Origin of the sequence: Microbacterium galbum, assembly GCF_032464915.1 — a bacterium.
Lineage (GTDB): Bacteria > Actinomycetota > Actinomycetes > Actinomycetales > Microbacteriaceae > Microbacterium > Microbacterium galbum.
Genome location: NZ_JAWDIS010000001.1, coordinates 971,087 through 995,443 on the forward strand (window position 1 = coordinate 971,087; position 24,357 = coordinate 995,443).

Consider the following 24,357-nt stretch of genomic DNA (forward strand, 5'->3'; position numbering starts at 1 on the left):
TCAGTCCCTCGCCTTCTGGTGGCGGACGTAGAGCACCGCGATGATCATCGACATCGCCAGCACCAGCACCGCTGAGGTGGAGGCCATGGAGAAGTCGTACTTGGCGAATGCGAGCTTGTAGGTGAAGGTGCTGAGCATCTCGGTGACGTCGATCGGCCCGCCGCCCGTGGTCAGCCAGATGAGGGCGAACTGCTGCGAGGTCCAGATGAGATCGAGCAGGACGAGGCTGACGATGATCGGACGCAGCTGAGGGATGGTGACGTTCCAGAAGCGCTGCGCGGGGCTGGCGCCGTCGACGGTCGCCGCCTCGTAGAGGTCGCTCGGGATGCCCTGGAGTCCTGCGAGCAGGCTCACCATGAAGAACGGGTAGCCGGCCCAGATGTTGATGAAGGTCACCGTGCCCAGCGCGAGCTGCGGCGACGCGAGCCACTCGATGTTCGTGTTGAGCAGGAAGTTGACGATGCCGTTGGGGGCGAGCAGCATCCGCCACAGCACCGCGATGACGGCGACGGTGAACAGCCACGGCAGCACGTACAGGCCGCGGAAGATCGCCCGGGGGACGGCGCCGATGAGGCGGGAGTTCAGCATCATCGCGAACGACAGCCCGAGGACGAGGTGGGCGGCGACGCTGGTGAGCGTGAAGAAGAGGGTGTTGCCGGTGGCCTTCCAGAAACCGGGGTCGGTGAGGATCGCGACGTAGTTGTCGGCACCGACGACCTCGGGGCTCTTGTTCAGGATGACGTTGTCTTGGAACGAGTAGCCGATCACCATGACGATCGGGACGATCATCAGGACGAACAGCAGGATCAGCGTGGGCGAGAGGAAGACGTAGGCCTCGCCTGCCTTGCGGAGCTGCCGGGTGCGGCGCGAGACCGGTCGTCCGGTGACGATGACCTCGGTGTCGGGGGGAGTCAGGGTGCGCATGGTCATGGTGTGCGGCTTTCGATGGGCGGGATGCCGCACCACCGCGAAGGCGGTGCGGCATCCCGGATCGGGGTCGGATCAGAACTCCGACGTCCATTCGTCCTGCGTCTTCTTCAGCGCGTCGCTCATCGACTGCTGACCGTCGAGCGCGGACTGGAACTGCTCGCCGAACTGGCGCATGAGTTCCTCGGCGACGGGGAGACCGGTGAACTCGTTCGCCGGGTAGCCCTCCTTGTAGATGTCGAACGCCGTCTTGAACAGCTCGTCGTCCTCCACGAACGTGGGCACGCTCTCGGTGTTGCCGGGGAAGGCCTTCGCCATGGTCGACAGCTCGCTGTTGACGTCCTTGCTCATCAGGAACTGCACGAGCTTGAAGGCGGCGTCCTTGTGCTCGGAGTTCTCGGCGACACCGATGCCCCACGAGGCGTAGGGGATGCCGCGTTCGCCCGAGAAACCGTCTTCGGCGGGGATGGCCGAGATCGAGAAGGTCAGGTCGGGGTTGGACTCGCGGATGAGGTTGATGTGCGCGAGCGAGTCGATCATCATCCCCACGCGACCGTTGGTGAACTCCTCGACCTTGTCCTGCTCCTTCATGGTGAAGGACCCCGGAGCGATGACGCCGTCATCCCACAGCTGCTGGATGTAGTCGGTCGCCGACGACACGTCGGAGTTGGTGAGGTCGGGCTGCCCGTCCTTCAACATGGAGCCTCCGGAGGCCCAGACCCACGACATGACGTCGTTCTGCACGCCGTTGGGGGCCTCGAGCGAGAGCGGGAGCACCCAGCCCGAGACGTCGCCGCCGAGGGCCTTGATCTTCTTCGCCGCGTCGGCGAACTCGGTGCGCGTCGACGGTGGGGCCGAGACGCCCGCCTGCGAGAGCAGACCGTCGTTGGTGAACATCGGGTAGACGAAGTTCACCACCGGGATCATGTAGGTGCTGCCGTCGACCTTGATCTGGCTGGCGAGCTGGCTGTCGTCGTAGCCGGAGTCGCTCATGAGCTGCGACAGGTCGGCGATGACGCCCTGCTTGGCGAAGTCGCTCACCCACGCACCGTCGAGACCGACGACGTCGGGCATGGTGCCGGAGGCCGCACCGGCGAAGAGCTGCTCCTTCGTCGAGGCGTAGGGGCCGCTCACCAGGTCGACCTTGATGCCGGGGTTCTCCTGCTCGAACTGGTCCATGAGACCGCGGAACTGGCCGTCGCCGAGCTCCGGCTCCCACCACTGCGCGAACTCGATCGTGACGTCTCCGTCGGCCGAGGTGGCCGAGGTGTTCGACGAGCACCCCGCCATGGCCAGGAGGGTCGTGGCCGCTGCCGCGACTCCGACGAGCTTGATGGCGTTCCGACGCCGGCGCCCGTTGTTGTCCATCGTTTCTCCTCGTTGAGATCTGCTGCATTTCGCGCTGTTCTGCGCGTTCTTGCGTCTTTCAGCACGAGTATGCGCCGGTCTGCCGGGCGGGTCAAGGGATGGATGCAGATTCGTGACAATTCCGGCAAACAAATGCGGGCAATCGGGGCACATTCACGCACGGAAGCGCACTTCCGTGCTGTTTTGCCGCGAATTCTGCCGCTGTTCGTGCGGTCCTGTGCTAGACACGACCGCATGGACGCATCCACAGCCACGACGAAACGGCGACTGCCGGCGGGGCGCAAAGCGGAGTTGGCCGCCTACGTCGCCGATTCGGGCCAGGTCACCGTGGTCGACCTCGCCTCGCACTTCGGCGTCTCCATCGACACCGTGCGCCGCGACCTCGACCAGCTCGACCGCGAGGGCATCGTCGTGCGCACGCACGGCGGAGCCGTCAGCGCCATGTCGGTTCCCGGTCGCGATCGCGGCCTCGACGTGCGCTCGCAGATGCAGATCGCCGAGAAGGAACGCATCGCGGCCCTCGCCGTCGAGCTGATCGAAGACGGTTCCGTACTGATGCTCAACGCCGGCACCACGACGCTCGCCGTCGCCCGCGCCCTGCGCAACCACCGCGACCTGACGATCGCGACCAACAATCTGCGCATCCCGGCGGAGATCTCGCCCTCGGCGTTCCGCGACCTCTTCATCTTCGGCGGCGCGGTGCGCACGATCACGCAGGCGACGACGGGGCCCGTCACGCTCGCGATGAACTCGCACTCCCCCGAGGTCGACATCCGGTGCGACTACGCGCTCATCGCGGTCGGCGCGGTCGACGGCTCGGGCTTCTCGACGAGCAACCTCGGCGACGCCACGATGATGACCGAGATGATCCAGAAAGCCGATCGCACGGCGATCCTGGCCGATTCCTCGAAGCTCGATCGCCGCCTGTTCGCGCAGATCGCGCCGCTCGAGAAGGCGGACTACCTCATCACCGACGCGCCGCCGTCGCCCGACCTCGCCGCGGCCCTCGCCGAGGCGGGCGTCGCCGTCCTCACGCCCTGAGCGCCCTCAGTCGCGAACGAGCGGCACCCGGAGGATGGCGTCGGTGTCGCCTCCGCCGCGGTCGGTGTTGCTCGTGACCACCCACACGGCCCCGTCGGGCGCGGCGACCACATCGCGCAGGCGGCCGTAGTCGCCCACGAGATACTCCTCGGCCGACGCCAGATCGGACGTCGGCACCACGCGGACCCGCTGGCCACGGAGGTTCGCGATCACGACCGCGCCGTCCACGACCGCGAGGCCGCTGGGGCTCGCCTCGGCGGGAGCCCACTGCTGCACCGGATCGACGAACCCGTCCCGCCCGCCGATGCCCTCGACCTCGGGCCAGCCGTAGTTCGCGCCCGGCTCGATGACGTTCAGCTCGTCCCACGTGTTCTGACCGAACTCCGACGCGTACATGGTGCCCTCGGCATCCCACCCGATCCCCTGCGGGTTGCGGTGGCCGAGGCTCCAGACGGGCGAGCCGGGGAAGGGGTTGTCGGCGGGAATCGAGCCGTCGGCGGCCACGCGCAGGATCTTGCCGCCGAGCGCCTCCGGGTCCTGGGCGGCTCGCGGTTCCGACGCGTCGCCCGCGGTGACGTAGAGCATCCCGTCGGGCCCGAAGGCGATGCGCCCGCCGTTGTGGATGTTCGCGGACGGGATTCCGTCGAGCACCGTCTGCGCGGCGCCCAGGCGCAGTGCCCCGGGCTCGCCTTCGAGCGGCGACCGCAGCACGCGGTTGTCGTCCGCGGTGGTCGCGTACGCGTAGAGGAAGCCGTCGCGGACGGCGATGCCGAGGAGTCCGCCCTCCCCGCCGGGCGCGACGCCCGGGATCGCCCCGACCACGCGCGCGTCGCCGTCGACGACCTCGAGGATCTCGCCGGTGTCGCGCTGGCTGAGCAGGATCACGCCGCCGGAGGACGCCACCGACCACGGCGTCGTCAGTCCGTCGACCACGACCGCGGGGTCGCCGAGGGCGGGCGCGGAGCCGGGCGCCGACACACGGGGCGAGGTGGACGATGACGCCGTGGGGACGGCATCCGTCCGCCCCTCGGGCGCACACCCGGCGAGCGCCGTCAGCCCGAGGGCGATGAAACCGGCGACACCCGCGCGTCGACGGGGAAAAGCGGCTGGAGCGGTCATGGGTCTCCTCGTCGGCGTGGTCTTCCTGGGATATCCGACCCGCCTGGGTGGCGGGTGGGGGTTGCCCGGACGCCCGCTGCGATCCCCGGCGATCGCACCCCGCGCGGGCGGATGCCGCAGCGTCCCGCGCAGCCGCGCACGGCCCGCGCCACGCGCATCGCGTACCGTGGTCGGACACCACCGAAAGGCCCCGCCGTGCCCCGGCCGACCCAGCCCAAGCTCTCGCGCGACGCGATCGCCCGCGCCGCCCTCGCCCTCGTCGACCGTGACGGCAGCGAGGGCGCGAGCATCCGCCGCGTCGCCGACCGCCTCAAGGTGCACCCCACCTCGCTCTACAATCACGTGCCCAATCTGGCCGCGCTGGTCGAGGACGTGCGCGCGCTCGTGTCGTCGCGCATCGACTCGTCGTTCCTGCGGGACCGGGAGTGGGAGGAGGGGCTCCTGCTCTGGGCCCGCTCGTACCGCGACGCCTTCCGCCGGCATCCGAGGACGATCCCCCTCCTCATGTCGCACCGCTCGTCGGCGCCGCTGTTGATGTCGCAGTACGAGGACTTCGCCGTCGCGGCCGAGGGCGTCGGCTGGACGAGCGAGGACATCCTGCCGCTGCTGACGGCGTTCGAGTCGTTCATCCTCGGCAGCGTGCTCGACATGAGCGGACCGGCGGTGATGTTCGACCCGACCGGGCAGGAGGCGGCCGTGCCGCGCTTCGCCGCCGCTTACGCCACGCTCTCCGCCCACGACCCGGTGGATCCGGTCGCCACGCGCGCGTTCGAACTCGGCCTGTCGCTGCTCATCGCCGGAGCTCGGCCCCGCGCCGCCTGAGCGACGCTCGTCACATGCGGGCGTAGCGCGCGCGGGCGAAGCAGAACAGGCCGTACACGACGAGTCCCGCGCCCACGAGCCACAGCACGAACTGTCCGAAGGGGAGCCCGGCGAGAGCGCGCAGCGCCGCGTCGAGTCCGCCCGCGGCGTTCGGATCGTGCGCGAAGGCGGCGACGAGGAACAGGATGCCGGCGACGCCGACCGCGATGCCCTTGGCGATGTAGCCAACCATCCCGAAGATGCGGATTCCGCGGCCGATCTCCCCGCCCGGGCTCGACAGTCGCTTCATGAAGGCCTTCGTGACGCCGCGCACCACGAACGCGACGCCCACCGCCGCCACGACGAGCCCGATGAGGACGAGCACGAAGACGCCGCCGGGCATCGCCATGAGCTGGGCGCTCAGCGTGCGGGAGGAGTCGGCCGACTCGGAACGGCCTCCGAGCACCGCCGTGAGGGCCGTGGCGCCGATCGCCCCGTAGGCGACGGCGGTTCCGACGTACTTCGCGCGGTGCGCCCAGCGCTTCTTCGTATCCGGATCGCGCTCGGCGACGGCATCCGCGATCTGCCACACGGCCAGAGCGGCGAGACCGATGACGATGACCCAGAGGAGCAGCATTCCCGCCGGCGCCGCCGCCACCTGCTGGATCGCACCGCTCTGATCGGCGCTCTCGCCCCCGCCGCCGGTCGCGATCGAGATGGCGATCGCCCCGATGAGCAGGTGCAGCAGCCCGAGGACGACGTAGCCGATCCGCGCCGCGACGCGGAAGGCGGTGGAGTCCTGTGCCTTATCGGCCGCGGAGGAAGCGGAGGCGGAAGTCATCCGTGCACGCTAGCGCTCAGGAGTCGACCTCGGCCACCCGTTGCGCGCGACGCACGCGCCACACTTCCACCAGCGCCCACACGAGCGTCGACACCGCGACGCCCTCGAGGAAGCCGGCGACGACGTCCGACAGCCAGTGCGCGTGGAGGTAGGTGCGGCTCCACATCATGAGCAGCACCCAGACCGTCCCCGCGACCCAGATCCATCCGCGGCGGAGGATGAGCGCGAGCGTGATCGCGATCGTCGTGGCCACCGCCGTGTGACCGGAGGGGAACGAGGTCGCCTGCGTCTCGGCCAGCGAGTCGGTGGGCCGCGCGCGGGCGATGACGGCCGCCAGAGGGGCGCCGATCAGCACGACCAGGGCGATGGCCCCCGCCACGTTCAGGGCGTCCCACGGGCGCTTGACCAGCAGGAACACGATGGTGGTGGAGATGCCGATCACGATCATGCCGATGGTGCCGCCCACCGTGGCGGGGATCCAGGCGATGATCACCACGACGGGGTTCGCGAGCGCGGCCATGGTGTCGTCCCACCACTGGTCGAAGGCGAGCGGCGCACCCCCGTCGAGGTCGACCGCGAGCCGCAGCGCCACGAAGAGCACGGTCGCGACGACGCCCACGATCAGCGCGACGGGTCGGCGTGCATCGGTGCGTGGGCGGTCGGGCAGGAGTGCGGGTTCGTCGGTCGTGGCATCCATCCTCGAATCGTGCCAGGACGGCGCCGCCGAGGGGTAGCTCTTGCCGAGTGGGGAGGGAACGCTCGTGGGGACGGAAATCCCTCTCGAACTCACAAAACAAACGGTGTAGGTTTTCTGCCATGACCACCGAGGCCTTCACCGTCGTCGAAGCCGACATCGACCGGCTGCGCGCCGCCCTCGACGCCGGCGATGTCACGAGCGTCGAGCTCGTCGCCCGGTACCTCAACCGCATCGCCGCGTACGACCGCACCGGCATCCGGCTCACCAGCGTCCCCGTGCTCGATCCCCGGGCCTTCGCGCACGCGCGGGCGAGTGATCGGCGTCGCGCCCGAGGCGAGACGATCGGCCCCCTCGACGGCATCCCTTTCACGGCCAAGGACAGCTACCGCGTCGAGGGTCTGCCCGTGGCATCCGGCTCCCCGGCGTTCCGCGACCTCATCGCCGGCGACGACGCCTTCGCGATCGAGCGCCTGCGCGCGGCCGGGGCGGTGTTCCTCGGACTGACCACGATGCCCCCGATGGCGGCCGGCGGCATGCAGCGCGGCGTCCACGGACGCGCCGAATCGCCGTACAACGGCGAATACCTCACCTCGGCGTTCGGCTCGGGTTCGTCCAACGGCTCGGGAACCGCCACAGCCGCCAGCTTCTGCGCCTTCGGCCTGGGCGAGGAGACGTGGTCGTCGGGTCGCGCGCCGGCCTCGCACAATGCCCTCGTCGCGTACACGCCCTCGCGCGGCGTCATCTCGGTGCGCGGCAACTGGCCGCTCGTGCCGACGATGGACGTCGTCGTGCCGCACACCCGCACGATCGGCGATCTGCAGCACGTGCTGGACGCCGTCGTCGCCGACGACCCGCAGACCGAAGGCGACCTGTGGCGCACCCAGCCGTGGATCCCGCTCCCCCGCCCGTCCGAGGTGCGCCCCCACTCCTTCACCCGGTTGGAGCCCCTGCCGCTCGCGGGCCTGCGCCTCGCGGTGCCCCGCATCTACGTCAACGGCGATCCCGACAACGCCTCGCCCATCCTCACGCGCGACAGCGTGATGCGACTGTGGGAAGACCTGCGCGGCGACCTCGAGGCCGCGGGCGCCGAGGTGGTCGAGACCGCTTTCCCCGTCGTCGACCGCTACGAGAAGCTGCACGACGGCGACGAGGACTTCCTCGACCGCGGGTTCGTCACGCGGGAGTTCCTCGACGACGAGGTGGGCGACCTCGCGGTGTGGGCGATGGACAGGTTCCTCCGCACCAACGGCGACCCGGCGCTGCCCCGGCTGTCCGACGCCGACCCCGCGCTGATCTTCCCCCACCCGCCCGGCGCCCTGCCCGACCGTTACGGCATCTGGCACTACGACATCTCGTACGACATCGGCGAGTACGTCGCCCGCGCCGCGCAGTGGGAGCCGGATTGGCGCGACGTCGCAAGCCTCGAAGACGGCCTCCGCGGCCTCGAGCACACCCGCCGCGTCGACGTCGAGCAGTGGATGGACGCCGAGGGTATCGACGCCGTGATCTTCCCCACGCAGTCCGATGTCGGCCCCGCCGACGCCGACGTGAACCCCGCCTCGGCCGACATCGCCTGGCGCAACGGCGTCTGGGTCTCGAACGGCAACCTCGTACCCCGCCACCTCGGCATCCCGACCGTCACCGTGCCGATGGGCACCATGGACGACACCGGGATGCCGGTGGGCCTCACCATCGCCGGGCCCGCCTACAGCGACGTCCGCCTCGTGCAGCTCGGAGCCGCGATCGCCGGCCTCGGGCAGCGCCGCACCGCCCCTGCGCGCACGCCCGCCCTGCCCGACGAGGCGCTGTTCGCCGCCCCCCGGCCGACGGGCGAGGGAGAGCTCGCGGTCGTCGTCGACGAGGTACGCCGCGACGGCGGACTCGTGCGCTTCCGCGCGACGATCACCGGCGGCACGGCCCGCGACCACGCCGCCTACGTCGACGGCGTGCGGGTCGACGTGGAGGTCGAGGGCGACCACCTCCGCGGGATGGCCCGCGTCGCGCCCGACGCGTACGGTGAGCCCGTGAGCGAGTGGGTCGCCCCCTTCGGTCCGCTCGTCGTCGTCGCCGTGCGCGACGCCGGCGGAGCCGTCGCCGGCGCCGTCGGCACGGCATCCGACTCTCCCCTGTGACACCCGCATCACCCGAGGAACAGCCCGTGAACGACACGACCCCCGTCCCGGTGTTCGACTACTTCCGCCAGGTCGACCTGCCCACCCCGACGCTCCGCGACGACGAGGTGCAGTCCCTCTTCGCCGAGACGTTCGGCGTGGAGATCGACGTGCAGGCGCTCGGCAGTCAGCAGGACCAGAATTTCCGTGTGTTCCCTCGCGGATCGACTGAGCCCCTCGGCGTGCTGAAGCTCAGTAATCCCGTCTTCAGCGAGGCTGAGATCGACATGCAGGATGCCGCGGCGTCCCGCGTGGCCGAACGGAGCCCGCACGTGCGCATCCCCCGCATCGTCGACGGCCCTCACGGGCCGATGTCGACCTGGTGGGATTCCAGCCAGGGGCGCATCCACGCGCGCGTGATCGAGAACATCGCGGGGCGCACGCTCACCGGCTCGAGCTACCTCGCGCCCGCGGTCGTGGAGGGACTCGGCGCCCTTGCCGGTGCGGTGAGCCTCGCGCTCGCCGACTTCACGCACCCCGCGAGCGGCCGCGTGCTGCAGTGGGACCTCCGCCACGCCGCGCGCGTGATCGACACCCTGCTCCCCCTCGATCCGGACGCCGAGGTGCGCGGCACCGTGCAGCGCGCCACCGACGCGGCCCGGGCCGCCCTCGCGCCCGTCGCCGACGCCCTCCCGCTGCAGGCCGGGCACTTCGACGTCACCGACGACAACGTCCTGCGCGCCCCCGGCGCGACAGTGCCCGACGCCGTCATCGACTTCGGCGACGTGTGCGCGTCGTGGCGGGTGGGCGAGATCGCCGTCACCGTCTCCTCCGTGCTGCACCACGACGGCGCCACCCCCGAGAGCGCCTTCCCCGCGATCCGCGCCTTCGACCGGGCGCGCGAACTCGGCGACGACGAGATCACGGCGTTTTGGCCCCTCGTCGTCCTCCGCGGATCCGTCCTCGTGCTCAGCGGGCGCGCGCAGGTGCGCCTCGACGACGCCAACGACTACGCCTCGGGGGCGCTCGAGCGGGAGTTCCGCATCCTCGAGCAGGCGGCATCCGTGCCCCTCCCCGTCCTCACCGCGGCGACGCGTGCGGCCCTCGGTCGCCCGCGGCGGAGCGAGCCCGGCTGGACCGGGACGCCGCTGCTGCCGCCCGGGCGCCGCGTCGAGCTGGACGCCTCGACCGAGTCTCCGCTCAACGACGCGGGAGCCTGGCTCGACGCCGCGACCCTCGACGACGCGGCCCTCGCCGCACTCGACGCCGGCGCCGAGATCGCGACCGTCCCCGCGTGGCGCGCGCGCCTCACCGGAACGACCGACCCGCTCCCCTCGACCGCCGAGACCGTGCCCACCGACGTGCTCGTGTGGCTCGCCGAACCGCTGCTCCTCGACGGCGACACCCGCGTCGACGGCGATGCGCTCATCGTGACGGAGGATGCCGAGGCCCTGACGATCAGCGGAGCCGCCGCCGCTGCGGCATCCGGAACCCTCCCCGCGCGGACGCGATTGTCGGTGCGGCGGAGCGTCGACGGGCTCGTCCCTCCCCCGCGCACCACCCGCGCCCTCGCCGACGCGTGGCGCGAGGTCGCCGGCGATCCCGGAGCCGCCCTCGGCCTCCCTCCCACCGCACCGGCGCACGATGACTCCCTGCAACGGCGCCACGAGGTGCTCGCCGAGGTGCAGGAGCACTACTACGGGGTGCCGCCGCGCATCGAACGCGGGTGGCGCGAGCTGCTCATCGACGTCGAGGGCCGCGTCTACCTCGACATGGTCAACAACGTCGCCTCGGTCGGTCACGCCCACCCGCACGTCGTGGCGGCGGGATCGCGCCAGATGCACCTGCTCAACACCAACTCGCGCTTCCATTACCGCGCGATCGCCGACTACGCCGACCGCATCGCCGCGACCCTCCCCGACGGCTTCGACACGGTCTTCTTCGTCAACTCCGGGTCGGAGGCGACCGACCTCGCGATCCGCCTGGCGATGGCGGCGACCGGACGCCCCGACATCGTCGCGATGCGCGAGGCGTACCACGGCTGGACCTACGCCAGCGATGCGGTGTCGACCTCCATCGCCGACAACCCCTTCGCCCTCGAGACGCGACCCGAGTGGGTGCACACCGTCGACGCGGCGAACTCCTACCGCGGAAGACACCGGGGAGCGGATGCCGTGCGGTACGCCCCCGAGGCGGTCGCGGTGATCGATGGGCTCGCGGCATCCGGTCGGCGACCCGCCGGGATGATCGCCGAGACGTACTTCGGCAACGCGGGCGGCGTCGCGCTCCCCGACGGATACCTGCGCGAGGTGTACGCGGCCGTCCGCCGCCACGGCGGTCTCGCGATCGCCGATGAGGTGCAGGTCGGCTACGGACGGCTCGGCGAGTGGTTCTGGGGTTTCCAGCAGCAGGATGCCGTTCCCGACATCGTCGCGGTCGCCAAGTCCATCGGCGGCGGGCACCCGCTCGGAGCCGTCATCACGCGCCGGGAGATCGGCGACCGCTACCGTACGCAGGGTTACTTCTTCTCCTCCACCGGCGGATCGCCGGTGTCGTCGGCCATCGGCATGGCCGTGCTCGACGTGATCGAGCAAGAGGGCCTGCAGGAGAACGCGCGGGTCGTCGGCGGACACCTGCAGCGCCGCCTCGAAGAGCTCGGCGAGCGGCACGACCTCGTCGGCGCCGTGCACGGATCGGGGCTCTACCTGGGGCTCGAGTTCGTGCGCGACCGCGAGACCCTCGAACCCGCCACGACCGAGACCGCGGCGATCTGCAACCGTCTGCTCGAGCGGGGCGTCATCATGCAGCCGACCGGCGACTTCCAGAACGTGCTGAAGATCAAGCCTCCGCTGGTGATCACGCGGGCCTCGGTCGACGTCTTCGTCGATGCGCTGGACCGTGTGCTGAGCACCGGCTTCTGACCCCGCGCGGCATCCCCCGCCGCTGAATCCGCCCCCGTACCGAACCCCAGGAGCCCGCCATGTGGCGCATGCCCATCGAATCCGCCCCGCACGAGCGCACGTGGATGGCCTTCCCGCGCGAGGGCGTCACCCTCGGCGAGGGTGCCGAGACCCGCGACGAGGGCTATCGCGCGTGGACCGAGGTCGCGCACGCCGTGGCGCAGTTCGAGCCCGTGACGATGGTCGTCGATCCGACCGAGATCGCGCGCGCCCGGCGCATGCTGTCGACCGACGTCGAGATCGTCGAAGCACCCCTCGACGAGTTCTGGATGCGCGACGTGGGCCCGACCTTCGTCGTCGACCCCGACCGCCCGGGCGTGCTCGGAGCCGTCGACTGGATCTTCAACGGCTGGGGCGCCCCCGACTGGGCCGAGTGGCAGAAGTCGGCGCTGCTCGCGCGCGTGGTCGCCGCGCACGCCGGCGCCGAGCGCATCGACTCGCTGCTCGTGGCCGAGGGCGGCGGCCTGCACGTCGACGGTCGAGGCACCGTGCTGCTCACCGACACGGTGCAGCTCGACCCGCGGCGCAACCCCTTCGCCGACCGCGCGCGGGTGGAGGCCGAGATGGCGCGCACGATCGGCGCGACCGACGCCATCTGGCTCTCGCGCGGCCTCACCCGCGACTACGACGACCTCGGCACGAACGGCCACGTCGACATCGTCGCGACCTTCGCCTCGCCCGACCACGTCCTCGTGCACGAGCAGACGGATGCCGCGCACCCCGACGCCGAGGTCTCGGTCCTCGTTCGACGGGAGCTCACCGACGCCTTCGCCGCCCTCGGTCGGTCGGTGACGATCACCGGCGTCCCCGCCCCCTCCACCCTGCGCGACGAGCACGGCTGGGTCGACTGGAGCTACATCAACCACCTCGTCACCAACGACGGCGTCGTGCTGTGCGGCTTCGGTGACGACGCCGCCGACGCGCGCGCCGCGGAGATCATCGCCGACGCCTATCCCGGCCGACGCGTGGTGACGATCGACTCGCGTCCGATCTTCGATCGCGGCGGTGGCATCCACTGCATCACGCAGCAGCAGCCGAAGGTGGGCTGAGCGGGGGCGCGCCCTCAGCGATCCAGATCGCGCAGCGCGGCGTCGACGGCGGCGACCACCGCCGGCGGCGCGGCCACGGCGGCGAGTTCGGCACGCAGGAGGCGGCCGGGCACCCAGCGGATGTAGGCGTCGAACTCGACCTGCATGTCGACGTCGTGCGCGCCCAGGGCGGCCGACACGACCGCGCACGCGCCGGGGGTGTCGGCGACGACGGCGAGGTCGCTGTCGACGCCGACCGGCTCTCGCGGCGGCGCGAGCGGTGCGTCGACCATCCACCGATGCTCCCCCGCCGTGACCTCGAACACCGGCCGGTCGCCCAGCTCGACCCGCGCGAGCATGCCGTGCGGGACCGTCGCCGTCACGGCGATCGCCTCCCCCGCGCGCCGCCACCGCACCCGGGCGCGACCGAAGGGGGTGTCGTGCACCGCCTCCGCCCACGTGAGGGCCTCGACGAACCACGGCCGCACGTGCACGCGCGCCCTCTCGACCCCCAGGCCCGCCACCCGGCGGTGCAGCACGTCGCCGACGGCACCGAGCGCGTAGTGGTTGAGCGACGTCATCCCCGAGGGATGCACCGTCCCGTCGGGGCGCACGGCATCCCAGCGCTCCCACATCGTCGTCGCGCCCATCGACAGCGGGTAGAGCCACGAGGGACACATCGTCTGCAGCAGCAGGCTCTCGGCTGCGGCCTCATGGCCGTTGTCGAGGAGCGCGTCGAGCACGACGGGAGTGCCGAGGAACCCCGTCGCCATCCGGTATCCGCCGGCGCGCAGGAGGAAGGCGAGACGATCGGCCGCGGCCTGTCGGCGCTCGGCCGGGACGAGCCCGAAGGCGAGCGCGAGAGCGTAGGCGGCGGGGGCATCGGATGCCAGACGCCCGGCCGGGGTGAGGTACGCCTCGCAGAACGCGGCGCGCACCTCCTCCGCCAGCCGCGCGTAGGCCTCCCCGCCGCCGGCGCGCGCGACCAGGTCGGCGGAGCGGAAGAAGTACGCCGTCGCGACGAGTCCCGGGTCGGCCTTGGCCTTGTCGGGGCGCGAGACGGTGGGGTCCAGCCAGTCGCCGTATTGGAAGCCGGTCTCCCACAGCCGCCCGGGTCCCGCCGCCTCGGCGACGGCGTCGACCCACGCCCGCATCGAGGGCAGCAGCTCCGCGACGATCGCCTCGTCACCGAGACGAGCGGCCATCACCGACGGCACGATCGTCACGGCATCCCCCCATCCCGCGGCCATCACGTCGCCGACCGCCGGCAGCGGGTCGGGCACGACGGTGGGGACCCGTCCCCCGCGCGGTTCCTGTTCGGCGCGCAGGTCGCGCAGCCAGGACGCGTAGAAGGCGCCGGCGTCGAACAGCGTCATCGCCGTCGCGGCGAACACCTGCGCGTCACCCGTCCACCCCAGACGCTCGTCGCGCTGCGGGCAGTCGGTCGGCAGCGCGAGCGCGTTGCCCTCGAAACTGCGCACGATGTTGGCGTGCAGTCGGTCGAGCCGATCGTCGGAGCACGAGAACCATCCGGTGCGCCGGAGGTCGGTGCGCAGGACGTCGATCACCACGCTCCCAGGATCGACCGCACCGCCGGTGATCTCGACGTAGCGGAACCCGTGGAACGTGAAGGCCGGTCCGCACGCGCGGGGCCCGGTCCCGTCGAGCACGAACTCGTCGACCGCCGCCGCCGCACGGAGGGGCCGGACGTTCAGTGCGCCGTCCTCGAGCACCTCGGCGTGCCGCACGGTCACGCGCGAGCCGGCGACCCCGTCGGCGACGAGCCGCACCCGCCCGACGACGTTCTCGCCCACGTCGAGCAGAAGGGTGCCGGCGGCGCTCGGTAGCACCCGCGACCCGCGGAGGGTGCGCACGCGGCGCACCGGCTCCACGTCGATCACCGCCGGGAGGCTCATCGGCGCGATGCACGCGGGGGTCTCCCACCCGGACGCATCGAAACCGGGCTCGCGCCACCCGCCCTGCGCGCGGCGGAAGTCGACGCGCTCGCCCACGTACAGCCCGCTGGAGACGATCTCGGTGCGCCGCGTCAGCCGCCACCGCTCGTCGGAGCCGATCTCCTCGACGCGCCCGTCGCGGTGCGTCAGCCGCAGCACGGCTCCCACGGCGGCCTGGTCGCCGTAGAAGCGCTCGGCGGTGTCGCCGAACCCGTACCGTTCGGTGAACCACCCGCCCGCGGCGCGGACGGACAGCACCTGGGTCGCGCCGGGGCGCAGCAGCGCGGTCACGTCGGTCGTGGCGAGACCCAGCCGTTTCCGGTAGGCCGTCCACCCCGGCGCGAACAGCGCGTCGTCGACCGGGATGCCGTCGATCGCCGCGTCGAAGACACCGTGGGCCGTGACCCACAGGCGCGCGGCGATCACGGTGTCGGCCACGGAGATCTCGCGCCGCACGGCGAACGGCGCGGCTTCCGTGTCGGGCCCGTCGATGGCGAGCAGCGGCGCCGTCCAGGGCCCGGGGAAGACCACCGCCTCGATCTCGGCGGGCCCGCTCCACGGCATCCAATCGTCGTCGACGCCTCGCACGCGCACGCGCAGAGTGTGGCGGGCGCCGGCGGCCAGGTCGGCGAAGGGCCACGGCACCAGCACCCCGTGGGCGGGCACCGCGACCGGTTCGGCGTCGTCGAGACGCAGCTCGGCGCTCTCGGCCCGCCATCCCGTCGGCGCGTCGACGGTCCACGACACGGGAGGGCGGGGCTCCGCGGCGACGGAGACGTCGCGGCGGCGGCCGATGCGCGGGCCGATCAGCCGCACGGACGGAGGGATCACACGGGTCCTTTCGGTCGCGATGCCGCCGCCGGACACGACGGCGGCATCGCGAGAGGGGTCAGCGCCGGGCGAGTCGCCGGCGGACGATCAGCGCTCCCGCGCCGAGGAGGAGCGCGCCGAGGGCGGGGAACAGGATGCCGAGCACCGCGGGAGTCCCCGTGCTCGCGAGCGCCCCCGAGCCGGTGGCACCCCCGGCATCGGGCGCGGGGTCCGCCGACCCCCGGCCGCCACCCGGCTGCGCCGGGGTGCCCGGGTCGGTCGGAGTCCCCGGATCGGTCGGAGTGCCCGGGTCGGTCGGGGTGCCCGGTTCCGGCTCGACCGCGGGGAGCAGACGCACGGCGTGGAACTGCGCCGAGTCCTTCTCGGCGGCGATGCCTCCGCCCCAGGCCAGGTAGCCGTCACGGCCCTGGCCGTCGGCCTCGTTCACGATGATCGCGCTCGACAGCAGCGCGGCGTCGCGATCGACTCCGGCGAGCGCCGTCCAGGGCACCGACACCTCGTACACGGTGCGGTGGGTGTCCTCATCGCGGGAGATCGCGACCTCGGTGCCGGGCACGACGCCCGCACCCTGACCGACCGAGAGCCAGCGGTACAGCTGCGGCCCCTCCGAGGTGAGCGCCATGCCGAACTCGTGCCACACGCTCGCCGCCCCCGGCGCGCCACCGGCGACGGTGAACTGCACGGAGTCGCCCTGCCAGATGTTCGCGCCCGTCGCCGGCTGGTCGTGCACGTCGTCGACGACCTCGGCCGAGATGTACAACGCGTCGTCGTCCCAGGTGAGCCACGCGCGCGCCGACTGGTCGTCGACGGCGGGCGGAGTGTCTGTCCCCTCCGGGGTGAACGTCGCCGGTGTGAGGCCGGTCAGGTCGTCGAGCGTGCCGTCGACCGAGACGCGGTGGCGGGCCGCACCATAGGCAGCGGCGACGTCGAGGGGCGACACGGCGCCCTCGACCCGTACCGCGGCGCCGTCGACGATCGCCTCCGCGGAGAACGTCGTGCGCGCGTCGAGCTCGCCGAGGGGGACGTCGACGGTCACGGCGTCGCTCGCGGGCAGGACGGCGGGCACGTCGGCCGCGGCATCCGTTCCGCCCATCGTGTACGTCAGGGACTGGAGGGGGAGGTCGGATGCCGAGGCGTTGCTCAGGCGCAGCCGGAGCACGTCCGTGCCGTCCGCCGAGATCGCCTGCGTTCCGGTCAGGGCGACCGGCTGCTCGATCGTCGTGCGCGCCCGCAGCAGGCCGGCGGCGCGGTCGCCGTCGAACAGCCGCGCCACGGTCTCGTACGATCCCGTCGACGTGGGTGCGGGCGCGGAGATGGCGGTGGTCGCGGGTGCGGTGCCGTCGGTGCTCTGTGTGAACGCACGCCCGTCCGGAAGGTTCAGACGCCACGTGGTCGCCGCGCCGTCCGAGCGGCCCGCGACGCTCCAGCGACCGGTCACCTCCGCTCCCACCACACCGCCGTCCAACGAGACCGACGTCTCCGATGCTGCGGCGCCGGTCACGTCGCCGCGCACGTAGAGCGGGTCGTCGTCGACCGTGACGACCACGTCGCCGCCGTCGGCATCCAGGGTGTCGGCTCGGCCGTAGGCGTCGGTCACCGTCACGGCGCCGGTGCCGCTCAGCCGCAGGGTCTGCGCGGTATTCGCCCAGAGCACGCGCAGCGGGCCCTCCGCCGTGTCGAAGAGGTATTGCCGCACCCCCGCGACGGCGTCGTCGCGACCGGCGGAGGTCGCTCCCTCGAGCTGCGCGGCGGCGACGGAGTACGACGCGAAAGCGGGCTTCGGCGTGTAGGCCCCGCGCGTGTCGTCGGCGGCGCGCAGCAGACCGAAGTTCTGCTCGGTCTCGGCCGGGTCGACGCCGTCGGAGACGAGGTCGTACACGTAGTAGCGCGCGGCGTCGTGCGCCGCGGCGATCACGGCGGAACGGGCGATGTCGGACGCCTGTTCGCGCTCCGAGACGGCGCGGGCGTTGGTGCCGGTGGGCCAGCCGTGCTCGGTGATCCACAGCGGCTTGCTCACCCCGCCGTTGTATTGCCGCACGAGCGCGTCGATGCGCGTGAGGGTGTCGTCGAGGGCGTCGGCCGAGACCGGGTAGCTGTAGGGGTGCAGCACGATCCCGTCGACGTACTGCAGCGCCCCGAGGCGGAACGTCTGCTCGAGCCAATCGGTGTTGAGGTTCGCCACCGCCGGCCCGATGACGGGCAGGTCGGGCGCCGCCGCCTTGACGGCCGGGGAGGCCGCGGCGAGAAGGTTCACGTAGTCTTCGGGCGAGGTGCGGGTGTTGCCCCCGAGCCCCAGGTCCCACTCGTTCCACAGCTCGATCCCCGTGGCCTGGTCGCCGAACTCGGTCGCCATGGCGGCGGCGTAGGCCGCGTAGGCGGAGACGGCTTCGTCGCTCGTGGGCCCGTCGCCCCCGTCGTAGAGCGGGTTGCCGTAGCCGGCGAGAAGGAGCGGACGGACGCCGGCCTCCCGCGCCGCGTCGAGGAACTCCGCGCGCGGGCGGTCCCAGTCGTACACGCCCTTCTGCGTCTCGACCTCGCTCCAGTACACCTCGTCGCGCAGCTGGGCGAAGCCGCCCGTGGCCAGCGTGGGCAGGGAGTCGACGCTCCACGACTGCCCGTAATGCGTCGCCGCTCCGAAACGTGCGGTCGCCGAGTCGGCGGCATCGCGATCGGGCAGCACGGCGAAGCTCGTCTCGGCCCGCGCGGCGTCGTCGTCGACCGAGACGGCGAGCGCGTACCAGCCGAGGCCGGATGCCGGCAGCTCGAGCGTGCCGTCGGCATCCTCGGCGCCGTCGGCGACGACCGCGCCGGTCTGGTCGGTGACCGTCCACGCCACCCGGGCGGCGTCGGTGGCATAGGCGATCCGCGGAGTCTCCCCCTGGCGGAAGAGGTTGCCGGTGACCAGCGGTGTGAGCGCGACGCTCGGAGCGGCGGCGAGGGCGGGGGATGCCGGGACCAGGAGCGCTGCGCACAGCAACCCCGTCCCGATGAGGCCGCCGCGAACGCGCGGGGGACGGTTTCCAGCAGTGGCGGACACGAATTCTCCTCGTCGAGCGGATTCGGAATCTAGGCAAGCGTTTGCCCTCCAGCAGTGTGGGAGAGGCTGATCGATCTGTCAACACCGGAATGCGCGACGGCGCGCCGAAGCGAATCACACTTTGACGCTCAGCCCATGAGGTGCTAGACATCTCAGGGCAAGCGATTTCCCTCTTGCTTCCGCTCTTCGCCAAGGAGTTTCAATGACGAAACGTGTCCGTTCCGTCGCCGCCGTGATCGCACTCGGCGGCCTGTCGGTCGCAGCCCTCGCCGGCTGCAGCTCCCCCTCCACGGGGACCACCGACGGCAAGGTCTCGATTCAGATCGGCGACCGGCCCAGCGCCGACCGACCCGAAGACCGCGCCTACTTCGACAAGCGTGTCGAAGCCTTCCAGCAGGCCAACCCCGACATCACTCTCGAGCCGGTCGAGACGAGCTACGACGCGTCGACCTTCCAGGCACTCTCGGCCGGTGGCAGCCTGCCCACCGTCATGAGTGTGCCGCTGACCGAACCCGCCGGTCTCATCAAGCGGGGCCAGGCCGCCGACCTCACCGACGTCCTGAAGGACGAGGGCCTCCTCGACAGCCTCAACCCCACGGTGCTCAAGCTCGCCGAGAACAGCGAGGGGCGCGCCTACGCCATTCCCACCAACGCCTACTCCTTCGGCCTCGTCTACAACCGCGAGCTGTTCACCAAGGCCGGTCTCGACCCCGATTCCCCGCCCGCCACCTGGGACGAGGTGCGCGCCGCCGCGAAGAAGATCCACGACGCCACGGGCGCCGCCGGCTTCTCCATCCTCACCACCGCGAACACCGGCGGGTGGCAGTTCTCGGGCATGACCTACTCGTTCGGCGGCACCGTCGAGAACGAGGACGGCTCGCAGGCCACCTTCGACGACAAGCCCTCCACGCAGGCGCTGCAGCTGATCAGCGACATGCGGTGGAAGGACGGCACCATGCCCGAGAACACCCTCTACGACATCCCCACCCAGGGGCAGGACTTCGCCGCCGGCAAGATCGGGATGATCATCGGCGCGAGCGACTCGTACTACAACATCGTGCAGAACCTGAAGCTGCCCGCGGACAGCTTCGGCATCGGCGGGATGCCGCAGGCCAAGGCCGACGAGGGGACCCTCGGCGGCGGCACGGTGCAGATCGTCGACCCGAAGGCGAGCGCCGAGCAGCAGGCCGCTGCGGTCAAGTGGGTGAAGTTCTTCTACCTGCAGCGCTACCTCGACGAGACCACCGCCGTCGACGATGCGAAGGCGTCGAACGAGGCCGGCTCCGTCACGGGCCTCCCGGGGCTTCCCGTCGTCAACAGCGACCAGTACTCCACGTACTTCGACTGGATCGCGGACTACATCAACGTCCCGAGCGCGAACTTCACCTCGTACCTCGACGCGTCGGCATCCATCCCCGTCGTCGCCGAGCCGGTCAACAATGCGCAAGAGGTGTACGGCGCCCTCGACACGGTCGTCCAGACGGTCCTGACCGATCAGGACGCCGACATCCCCTCCCTGCTCAGCACCGCTCAGACCGACGTGCAGTCGCGCCTCAGCCGCTGATCACCCCACCCGGGGCGGGTCGCCGCGCGGCCCGCCCCTCCCTCCCCCGGAGACGTCCATGACCGATCTCGACGAGCGTCCGCGCACCGCCGCGCGAACCACCGCCACTCCCGCGCGCACCGCCCGCCGGCGACGCCCCTGGCGCCCCGGCCTGACCGCGCTGCTCATCGCCGCCCCGGCGATCCTCGTCTACGCCTACTTCTCGTGGGGACCCATCCTCAGCTCGCTCGTGATGAGCGTGCAGCGCGTCGTGTTGACCGGGCAGAGCGACTTCGTCGGTCTCGACAACTTCGTCTACGTCCTGAGCGATCCGGGTCTGCCGCAGGCCGCGGGCAACACGGTGCTGTACACGGTGCTCGCCATCGTCTTCGGCTTCCCGGTGCCGCTCGCCCTCGCGGTGTTCATCTCCGAGATGCGCTCGCGCGCCTGGTACTTCAGCGCCCTCGCCTACCTGCCCGTCATGGTGCCGCCGGTCGTGGCGATCCTGCTCTGGAAGTTCTTCTACGCCCCCGACGCGGATGGCCTGTTCAACACCGTCCTCGGGTGGGTCGGCATCGGTCCCCTGCCCTGGCTCAACTCCCCCGCGAGCGCCATGCCCTCGATCGTCCTGGAGACCACCTGGGCGGGAGCCGGAACCGCGGTCATCATCTACATCGCGGCGCTGACGAGCATCCCCGGCGAGCTGTACGAGGCCGCCGAGCTCGACGGCGCCGGGATCTGGCGCCGCGTCTGGCACGTCGCCCTCCCGCAGATGCGCGGGATCATCGGCACGATGCTGCTGCTGCAGATCATCGGCACGATGCAGGTCTTCACCGAGCCGTTCCTGTTCACCGGCGGGGGTCCGCAGGGAGCGACGAAGACGCTGCTCATGACGATCTACGACTACGCCTTCACCCGCGTCGACTACGGGGCGGCGACCGCGCTCAGCGTGCTCCTCGCCCTCGTCCTCGGCCTGTTCTCCCTGGCCTACTTCCGCCTCACGCGCAGCTGGAGCCGCTCATGAGCCTGCTCTCCCTCGGTCGCCGCCGCCCCGCCGCCGCCCCCGAGCCCCTCACCCGCACCAACATCTCGGATGCCGACCGCTCGCGCCCCTCCGTGCGGATCAGCCTCGGCGTCGGTCACGTCCTCGTGCTCGCGGCGCTGATCATCGCCGGCCTCGGGCCGATCGTCTGGCTCGCCCTCGCGGCGGTCTCGCCGACGCAGGACCTCATCCGCGGCCCGTTCTCCTTCTTCTCCAGCGGCGTCGTGCAGTGGGAGAACCTCGGCATCGCGTGGGAACGCGGCCGCATCGGTCACTACCTCACCAACACCGCGATCCTCGCGGCCGGCTCGGTCGTGACCACGCTGCTCGTCTCGACGACCGCCGCCTTCGTCATCACGGTGCTGCGCCCGCGTTGGGGCAAGGTGCTCTCCGGCGCGATCCTCGCCACCCTCTTCATCCCGGGCATCGTCTCGCTCGTGCCGCTGTACCTCACGGTGCGCGAACTGCCGGTCCTCGGCATCTCGCTCATCGACACGTGGTGGGCGGTCTGGCTCCCCGCGGGCGCGACGGCCTTCAACGTGCTGATCATCTCGCGCTTCCTCGAGGCGATCCCCGCCGACCTGTACGAGGCGGCGCGCATCGATGGCGCCGGCCCGCTTCGCATCCTGTGGAGCATCGTCCTGCCCCTGGCGCGACCGATCCTCGGCGTCGTCGGCCTGCTGACCGTGGTGGCGTCGTGGAAGGACTACCTGTGGCCGCTGCTAGTGCTGCCCACCCCCGACAACCAGCCGGTCTCGGTGGCGCTGCCGCGCCTGGCCGATCAGACCGAGCTCAGCGTGCAGATGGCCGCGCTGTTCCTCTCGCTCGTCATCCCGGTGGCGCTGTTCCTCGTCTTCCAGCGCCAGTTCCTGCGGGGCGCGAGCATGGCGGGCGGGGTGAAGGGATGAGCCGCATCCTCGTCACGGGGGCCGACGGAGAGATCGGCCGCGCCGTCAGCGAGAGCCTCGTCGCCGCCGGTCACTCCGTCACCGCCCTGTCGCTGTCGTTCTCGTCGCACCACCCGGCCGACCGCCTCGTCGAGGGGGACGCGACCTCGCCCGACGTGGTCGACCGCGCGATGGACGACGTCGACGCCGTCGCCCACTTCGCCGCGATCCCGCACCCCACCCTCGGCACCCCCATCGACGTGTTCCGCGTCAACACCGCCGCGACCTTCACCGTGCTCACCCGCGCCGGCGAGCGAGGGGTGCGTCGGGCCGTGATCGCCAGCAGCATCAATGCCATCGGATACCCGAACAACCCCCACGGCGCGTTCCCCCCGGCCTTCCCGCTCGACGCGCACACGCCGCCCGACATCGCCGATGCGTACTCGCTGTCCAAGCTCGTCGACGAGCGCACCGCGGCCTACGCCCACCGCCGCTACGGTCTCGACGTCGTCGCGCTGCGCTTCCCCCTGGTGAAGTGGCCCGACGTGCTGCGCGACGTCGCCCTCGAGTTCGAGGCCGACCCGGGTCGGCTCGCCCGCGAGGGCTGGGCGTACCTCACGATGCACGACGCCACCCGCGCCGTGCAGCGCGCGCTCGACGCCGACGTGGTCGGCGCGCCCGTGATCCCGCTCAGCGCCGCCGACACCCTGCTGCCGGTCGACTCGGCCGAGCTGGTGGCGCGGTACGCCCCCGGCACCGTCCTCGCGCACCCGGTCGTCGGGCGCGCCGCCCTCGTCGACACGAGCGCGGCCCGCGACCTGCTGGGCTTCGCGCCGAGCGAATCCATCCACGACGGCACCGCCACCGAACGGGCGTCCCTGATCAGGAGCGAACGATGACCCTCGCCGAGACCGACACGGCCTTCCCACAGCCCTGGTTGCCGCGCGAGGACGTCCGCATCACCGACCTCCGCGCGATCGTCACCGCCCCCGAGGGGATCCCGCTCGTCGTGGTGCGCGTCGACACCGACCAGCCGGGCCTCTACGGCTACGGCTGTGCGACGTTCACGCAGCGCTGGAAGGCGGTCGTGGCGTTCCTCGAGCACGTGCGCCCGCTCGTCGTCGGCCGCTACCCCGGCGACATCGACGACCTCACGCGCCTCGTGCGCTTCACCGGGTACTGGCGCGAGGGACCGGTCGGCAACAACGCGCTGTCGGGGCTCGACATGGCGCTGTGGGACATCGCCGGCAAGAGAGCCGGGATGCCGGTGTACGAGTTGTTCGGTGGGCGGGTCCGCGCCGCCGCCGACACGTACCTGCACGCCGAGGGCGCGGATGCCGCGGCGACCACCGACCACGTCCGGAAGCTCATGGCGGCCGGACAGCGTCACGTGCGCATCCAGTCCGGCCAGCAGGGCGCGGGCCACTACGGGGCGCCCCCGCTCGTCGGCGAGTTCGCCTGGGCGAAGCACGCCGCGGGGTGGCGGGTCGAGGACTACCTCGTCGCCACGCCGCGCCTCTTCGCGCACGTGCGCGAAGAGCTCGGCGACGGTGTCGAACTGCTGCACGACGTCCACTCGCGCTTGAGCCCGAGCCAGGCCATCACGCTGACGCGCAGTCTCGAGCCCTACCGCCCCTTCTTCGTCGAGGACGTGCTCGCCCCCGAGCACTGGCACCGTCTCGGCGAGGTGCGTCAGGCGTCACCCGTGCCGATCGCGGTCGGCGAGCTGGCGACCTCGTTCACCGATGCCGCCCGGCTCGTGCGAGAGCACCAGGTCGACTACCTGCGCGCGCACCTTTCCGACGTCGGCGGGGTGAGCGCGGCCCGGCGCCTCGCGGTCCTCGCCGACATCGAGGGCGTGCGCACCGCCTGGCACTCCCCCGGCGACGCCTCGCCGTTCGCGGTCGCCGCCGCCGTCGCCCTCGACGTCACCTCGCCCGCCTTCGGCATCCAAGAGGGGCACGTCTACAACGAGGCGGCCCACGAGGTGTTCCCCGGCATGATCGACATCGTCGACGGCTGGCTGACCCCCAACGACGCCCCCGGGTGGGGCATCGAGGTCGACGAGAAGGCCGCCGCCCGCTTCCCCGCGGGGCTGTCCGGCCACGACGCGTGGGCCGCGAAGGTGCGCGCGCCCGACGGCGCGTTGATCGCCCCCTGACCCTTCCG

16 protein-coding genes and 1 pseudogene are annotated in these 24,357 nt (G+C 71.7%); 10 read left to right on the top strand and 7 right to left on the bottom strand.

All coding sequences use genetic code 11. The annotated features are described in order from the left end of the window. Together RWH45_RS04625 and RWH45_RS04630 are read right to left on the bottom strand one after the other, a co-directional pair. Positions 1-930 carry a carbohydrate ABC transporter permease gene (locus tag RWH45_RS04625; RefSeq protein ID WP_315993716.1) on the bottom strand — a complete coding sequence of 310 codons (930 nt, stop codon included), beginning with the start codon at positions 928-930 and terminating at the stop codon, positions 1-3. Positions 931-1,002: 72 nt separating this feature from the next. Continuing rightward, positions 1,003-2,295, bottom strand: a complete 1,293-nt coding sequence (locus RWH45_RS04630; RefSeq protein ID WP_315993717.1) for an ABC transporter substrate-binding protein — start codon at positions 2,293-2,295, stop codon at positions 1,003-1,005. Positions 2,296-2,529: 234 nt separating this feature from the next. Between RWH45_RS04630 and RWH45_RS04635 the strand changes: the two genes are divergently transcribed. Beyond that, positions 2,530-3,336, top strand: a complete 807-nt coding sequence (locus RWH45_RS04635; protein ID WP_315993718.1) for a DeoR/GlpR family DNA-binding transcription regulator — start codon at positions 2,530-2,532, stop codon at positions 3,334-3,336. A gap of 6 nt (positions 3,337-3,342) precedes the next feature. Here the strand turns inward: RWH45_RS04635 and RWH45_RS04640 are convergent, their stop codons facing one another. Next, the gene (locus RWH45_RS04640) at positions 3,343-4,455 is read right to left on the bottom strand and encodes a PQQ-dependent sugar dehydrogenase (RefSeq protein WP_315993719.1); all 1,113 of its coding nucleotides are present in this window, start codon (positions 4,453-4,455) and stop codon (positions 3,343-3,345) included. A 195-nt stretch (positions 4,456-4,650) separates the two neighbouring features. Between RWH45_RS04640 and RWH45_RS04645 the strand changes: the two genes are divergently transcribed. After that, positions 4,651-5,277: a TetR/AcrR family transcriptional regulator gene (locus tag RWH45_RS04645; RefSeq protein ID WP_315993720.1), complete on the top strand. Its 627-nt coding sequence runs from the start codon at positions 4,651-4,653 to the stop codon at positions 5,275-5,277. Positions 5,278-5,287: 10 nt separating this feature from the next. Here the strand turns inward: RWH45_RS04645 and RWH45_RS04650 are convergent, their stop codons facing one another. Both RWH45_RS04650 and RWH45_RS04655 read right to left on the bottom strand, forming a co-directional pair. Continuing rightward, positions 5,288-6,097: a DUF1206 domain-containing protein gene (locus RWH45_RS04650; protein WP_315993721.1), complete on the bottom strand. Its 810-nt coding sequence runs from the start codon at positions 6,095-6,097 to the stop codon at positions 5,288-5,290. Positions 6,098-6,113: 16 nt separating this feature from the next. Then, the gene (locus RWH45_RS04655) at positions 6,114-6,794 is read right to left on the bottom strand and encodes a phosphatase PAP2 family protein (protein WP_315993722.1); all 681 of its coding nucleotides are present in this window, start codon (positions 6,792-6,794) and stop codon (positions 6,114-6,116) included. A 119-nt stretch (positions 6,795-6,913) separates the two neighbouring features. Here RWH45_RS04655 and RWH45_RS04660 point away from each other — a divergent pair. From RWH45_RS04660 to RWH45_RS04670, 3 genes and pseudogenes are all read left to right on the top strand, one after another. Next, positions 6,914-8,587: pseudogene (locus RWH45_RS04660) on the top strand (amidase); the annotation flags it as partial. 365 nt (positions 8,588-8,952) lie between these two features. Then, positions 8,953-11,826 carry an aminotransferase gene (locus tag RWH45_RS04665; protein WP_315993723.1) on the top strand — a complete coding sequence of 958 codons (2,874 nt, stop codon included), beginning with the start codon at positions 8,953-8,955 and terminating at the stop codon, positions 11,824-11,826. 59 nt (positions 11,827-11,885) lie between these two features. Further along, on the top strand, positions 11,886-12,914 hold the full coding sequence (locus RWH45_RS04670) for an agmatine deiminase family protein (protein WP_315993724.1): 1,029 nt from the start codon (positions 11,886-11,888) through the stop codon (positions 12,912-12,914). A gap of 14 nt (positions 12,915-12,928) precedes the next feature. Here the strand turns inward: RWH45_RS04670 and RWH45_RS04675 are convergent, their stop codons facing one another. Continuing rightward, the gene (locus RWH45_RS04675; RefSeq protein WP_315993725.1) at positions 12,929-15,679 is read right to left on the bottom strand and encodes an alpha-L-rhamnosidase; all 2,751 of its coding nucleotides are present in this window, start codon (positions 15,677-15,679) and stop codon (positions 12,929-12,931) included. Between the two features lie 58 nt (positions 15,680-15,737). After that, positions 15,738-18,716 carry a sugar-binding protein gene (locus tag RWH45_RS04680; RefSeq protein ID WP_315993726.1) on the bottom strand — a complete coding sequence of 993 codons (2,979 nt, stop codon included), beginning with the start codon at positions 18,714-18,716 and terminating at the stop codon, positions 15,738-15,740. 202 nt (positions 18,717-18,918) lie between these two features. On the opposite strand from RWH45_RS04680, the gene RWH45_RS04685 reads away from it, so the two are divergent. From RWH45_RS04685 to RWH45_RS04705, 5 genes are read left to right on the top strand one after another with little or no spacing between them, the layout of a single operon-like run. Further along, complete coding sequence (locus tag RWH45_RS04685; RefSeq protein WP_315993727.1) at positions 18,919-20,280, top strand: extracellular solute-binding protein; 1,362 nt, start codon at positions 18,919-18,921, stop codon at positions 20,278-20,280. 58 nt (positions 20,281-20,338) lie between these two features. Further along, entirely contained in the window at positions 20,339-21,283 is a 945-nt protein-coding gene (locus tag RWH45_RS04690) for a carbohydrate ABC transporter permease (protein ID WP_315993728.1), read from the top strand. Continuing rightward, positions 21,280-22,209: a carbohydrate ABC transporter permease gene (locus tag RWH45_RS04695; protein ID WP_315993729.1), complete on the top strand. Its 930-nt coding sequence runs from the start codon at positions 21,280-21,282 to the stop codon at positions 22,207-22,209. Before RWH45_RS04690 ends, RWH45_RS04695 begins: the two co-directional genes overlap by 4 nt. Next, positions 22,206-23,087: an NAD-dependent epimerase/dehydratase family protein gene (locus RWH45_RS04700; RefSeq protein ID WP_315993730.1), complete on the top strand. Its 882-nt coding sequence runs from the start codon at positions 22,206-22,208 to the stop codon at positions 23,085-23,087. The genes RWH45_RS04695 and RWH45_RS04700 overlap by 4 nt, the downstream gene beginning before the upstream one ends. Further along, the gene (locus tag RWH45_RS04705) at positions 23,084-24,349 is read left to right on the top strand and encodes an enolase C-terminal domain-like protein (RefSeq protein WP_315993731.1); all 1,266 of its coding nucleotides are present in this window, start codon (positions 23,084-23,086) and stop codon (positions 24,347-24,349) included. The genes RWH45_RS04700 and RWH45_RS04705 overlap by 4 nt, the downstream gene beginning before the upstream one ends. Positions 24,350-24,357 lie beyond the last annotated feature (8 nt).

Bases quoted from the DNA above. Each gene is read 5' to 3' on its own strand.
- RWH45_RS04690 (WP_315993728.1), top strand. From the start codon at position 20,339: ATGACCGATCTCGACGAGCGTCCGCGCACCGCCGCGCGAACCACCGCC.
- RWH45_RS04650 (WP_315993721.1), bottom strand. From the start codon at position 6,097: ATGACTTCCGCCTCCGCTTCCTCCGCGGCCGATAAGGCACAGGACTCC.
- RWH45_RS04630 (WP_315993717.1), bottom strand. From the start codon at position 2,295: ATGGACAACAACGGGCGCCGGCGTCGGAACGCCATCAAGCTCGTCGGA.
- RWH45_RS04705 (WP_315993731.1), top strand. From the start codon at position 23,084: ATGACCCTCGCCGAGACCGACACGGCCTTCCCACAGCCCTGGTTGCCG.
- RWH45_RS04655 (WP_315993722.1), bottom strand. From the start codon at position 6,794: ATGGATGCCACGACCGACGAACCCGCACTCCTGCCCGACCGCCCACGC.
- RWH45_RS04685 (WP_315993727.1), top strand. From the start codon at position 18,919: ATGACGAAACGTGTCCGTTCCGTCGCCGCCGTGATCGCACTCGGCGGC.
- RWH45_RS04625 (WP_315993716.1), bottom strand. From the start codon at position 930: ATGACCATGCGCACCCTGACTCCCCCCGACACCGAGGTCATCGTCACC.
- RWH45_RS04695 (WP_315993729.1), top strand. From the start codon at position 21,280: ATGAGCCTGCTCTCCCTCGGTCGCCGCCGCCCCGCCGCCGCCCCCGAG.
- RWH45_RS04640 (WP_315993719.1), bottom strand. From the start codon at position 4,455: ATGACCGCTCCAGCCGCTTTTCCCCGTCGACGCGCGGGTGTCGCCGGT.
- RWH45_RS04670 (WP_315993724.1), top strand. From the start codon at position 11,886: ATGTGGCGCATGCCCATCGAATCCGCCCCGCACGAGCGCACGTGGATG.
- RWH45_RS04635 (WP_315993718.1), top strand. From the start codon at position 2,530: ATGGACGCATCCACAGCCACGACGAAACGGCGACTGCCGGCGGGGCGC.
- RWH45_RS04700 (WP_315993730.1), top strand. From the start codon at position 22,206: ATGAGCCGCATCCTCGTCACGGGGGCCGACGGAGAGATCGGCCGCGCC.